The sequence below is a fragment of the Pengzhenrongella sp. genome, from assembly GCF_036565025.1.
Classification (GTDB): Bacteria; Actinomycetota; Actinomycetes; order Actinomycetales; family Cellulomonadaceae; genus Pengzhenrongella.
On sequence record NZ_DATCNW010000470.1, the window covers coordinates 1 to 2,655 of the forward strand.

Sequence of the window (2,655 nt, forward strand, 5' to 3'; positions counted from 1 at the left end):
GGTGAGTCCGTTGAGCTGACGAGCCGGCCGGTGATGGTCAGCAGTGGGCAGATCTCATGGCCATCACCGGGCAGTTTTCGTGACCGTCACTGGGCAGGGTTTAAGACCGCCTCTGGGCAGATCCCCATGGCCCTTGACACGGACGCGCGGGCCGAGTCGCCCGGGGAGACCTTGGTCCGCCTCGCGATCCTTCGCGCCGGCCTTCCGGAGCCTGAGCTGCAGATCGACGTCACGACGCCGTCGGGCACCTTCCGGCTTGACCTCGGCTGGTCCCGCTTCATGCTGGCGATCGAGTTCGATGGCTTCGTGAAGTACGCCAACCCCAACGCCGGCACGGCGGCCGAGGCGCTCTTCGCCGAGAAGCGACGACAGGATGCCCTGGAAGAGGCAGGCTGGAAGGTCCTCAGATTCACCTGGCCAGACCTCAACAGCTTAGAAACCCTCGCAACCCGAATCCGTACCCACCTCCTCAAGCGCGGACTCTGACCGCGAACTCGGAGCCTTACGTCGAACTCGCACATTGCAGTGTCCGAGTTCGACGTTTACCTCCGAGTTCGGCGGAGGGTCTTTGCCGGAGGGGGGAGGGGAGGCTGGGGCTAGTTAGCGGGCTCGGCGTTCTAGGCGGTCTACGTCGAGGAGGACCACGGCGCGGCCTTCGCGGCGGACCCAGCCTCGGGCGGCGAAGTCGGCGAGGGCCTTGTTGACCGTCTCCCGGCTGGCGCCGACCAGCTGCGCCAGCTCTTCCTGGGTGAGGTCGTGGGTGACCCGCAGCCCGTCGTCGACCGGCTCGCCGAACCGGGTCGACAGGTCCAGCAGCGCCTTGGCGACGCGGCCCGGCACATCGGAGAAGACCAGGTCGGCCAGCGCCTCGTTCGTCCGGCGAAGCCGGCGGGCGAGGGACTCCAGCAGATGCTTCGCGACGGCGGGGTTCGTCTGCAGCCAGACGATCAGCTCCGCATGTCCGAGCTCCTGGACCTTCGCGTCCGCGACCACGGTGGCCGTCGCGGTGCGCGGACCCGGGTCGAACAGCGAGAGCTCGCCGAACATCTCTCCCGGTCCGAGGACGGCGAGCAGGTTCTCACGCCCGTCGTTCGACCTCCGGCCGAGCTTGACCTTGCCTCGTTCGATCACATAGAGCCGGTCTCCGCGCTCTCCCTCATGGAACAGCACCTCGCCCCGTGCGAACTCGAGCGGCGTCAATGACGCTTCGAGCGCCCGCGTCTGCTCTCGATCCATGTTCGCGAACAGAGGTGCCGACAGCACAACGTCGTCGTCCACGCATCCACCCTTACCGGTTGTACATCTGTCACTTCCGGGTCACAGTCTGCCCCATCAGCGCGGGTCCAGGATTTCGAGCAGGCCGTGCAGGCTCGCGGAGGGGTCCATGGCAAGGCGCCGGATGAGCTCGTCGGTGGCTCCGCCGAGGGCTTCGCTGACCGTTGCCTCGTAGCTTGCGAGGCGGTGGTCGAGCTCACGCAGGGCGCCGAGGGAGCCGAGCTCGGGCGGAGCCCCGCTGTCCTGGAGGGCGGTCACCAGCTCGAGGTGGTCCCGCAGGTCCCGCATCGAGGCGGGCGGCAACGTGCCACCCGCGTTCTCGCCGAGCCGCCCGGGCAGGGCCGCGGTGGCGATCGTGAGGTCGATGCGGGCCCGCAGCAGTCGCCGCCAGTGCTCGACCCGGGCGCTCTCGGCACGCAGTGCGGTGCGCGAGCGTCGAAGGTCGTAAAGGGCGACGGAATCCGTGCGCGCCGTGCTGCTCACCGCACTCCTAGGGATGTCGACTGGGTCGAGGGCAGGGGGTTGGGTTGGTGCCAGCCCCACTCAATGTTTCGGTCCCCAGGTGCGCAGACTTGAGCGTGTGGTGATCGTGATCACCCGTCGGGACCAGCGCGACTAGGCTGCCGCCGTGACCCCAACTTCTCCCGCGTCGAGCCCGGAGCCGCGCTCGTCCGGGCCCCGGACCCAGACGCAGCTCGGCCTGGTGCGCCGGGCCCGGCGAATCAACCGGTTGCTCGCGGAGCGGTACCCCGACGCGCACTGCGAGCTGGACTTCGCCACCCCGCTTGAGCTGCTCGTCGCGACGGTGCTCTCGGCGCAAAGCACCGACGTGCGGATCAACATGGTCACGCCGGCGCTGTTCGCGCGCTACCCCGACGCGTGGGCCTACGCGGCGGCGGACCGCGCCGAGCTCGAGGAGCTCATCCGGTCCACCGGGTTCTTCCGCGCCAAGTCCGAGTCCCTGATGGGTATCGGTCGCGCACTGGTCGAGCGGTTCGACGGCGAGGTGCCGGGCCGGCTCGCCGACCTCGTGACCCTGCCCGGCGTCGGACGCAAGACGGCGAACGTCGTGCTCGGCAACGCCTTCGGGGTCCCCGGCCTGACGGTCGACACGCACTTCGGCCGCCTCGCGCGCCGGCTCGGCTGGACCGGCGAGGACGACCCGGTCAAGGTCGAGAAGGACGTCGCGCTGCTCGTCGAGCGCCGCGAGTGGACGATGCTCTCGCACCGGCTGATCTTCCACGGCCGGCGCACCTGCTTCGCACGCAAACCCGCGTGCGGTGCGTGCCCGATCGCCAGTCTCTGCCCGTCCTTCGGGATCGGCGAGATCGATCCGGCCCGTGCGGCGGCGCTCGTCAAGGGCTGAGGCTCGCCCAGAAA

The 2,655-nt window shown here is 69.3% G+C and carries 4 protein-coding genes; 2 read left to right on the plus strand and 2 right to left on the minus strand.

The window, feature by feature from the left end; genetic code table 11:
- The coding region (locus VIM26_RS26210) for an endonuclease domain-containing protein (RefSeq protein WP_414696591.1) at window positions 1-486 on the plus strand (486 nt) is incomplete at its 5' end.
- Window positions 487-600: 114 nt separating this feature from the next.
- Here the strand turns inward: VIM26_RS26210 and VIM26_RS26215 are convergent.
- Entirely contained in the window at window positions 601-1,278 is a 678-nt protein-coding gene (locus VIM26_RS26215) for a Crp/Fnr family transcriptional regulator (protein ID WP_331956274.1), read from the minus strand.
- Between the two features lie 54 nt (window positions 1,279-1,332).
- Window positions 1,333-1,758: a hypothetical protein gene (locus VIM26_RS26220; protein ID WP_331956275.1), complete on the minus strand. Its 426-nt coding sequence runs from the start codon at window positions 1,756-1,758 to the stop codon at window positions 1,333-1,335.
- A 145-nt stretch (window positions 1,759-1,903) separates the two neighbouring features.
- On the opposite strand from VIM26_RS26220, the gene nth reads away from it, so the two are divergent.
- Window positions 1,904-2,641 carry an endonuclease III gene (gene nth, locus VIM26_RS26225; RefSeq protein WP_331956276.1) on the plus strand — a complete coding sequence of 246 codons (738 nt, stop codon included), beginning with the start codon at window positions 1,904-1,906 and terminating at the stop codon, window positions 2,639-2,641.
- Window positions 2,642-2,655: the final 14 nt, after the last annotated feature.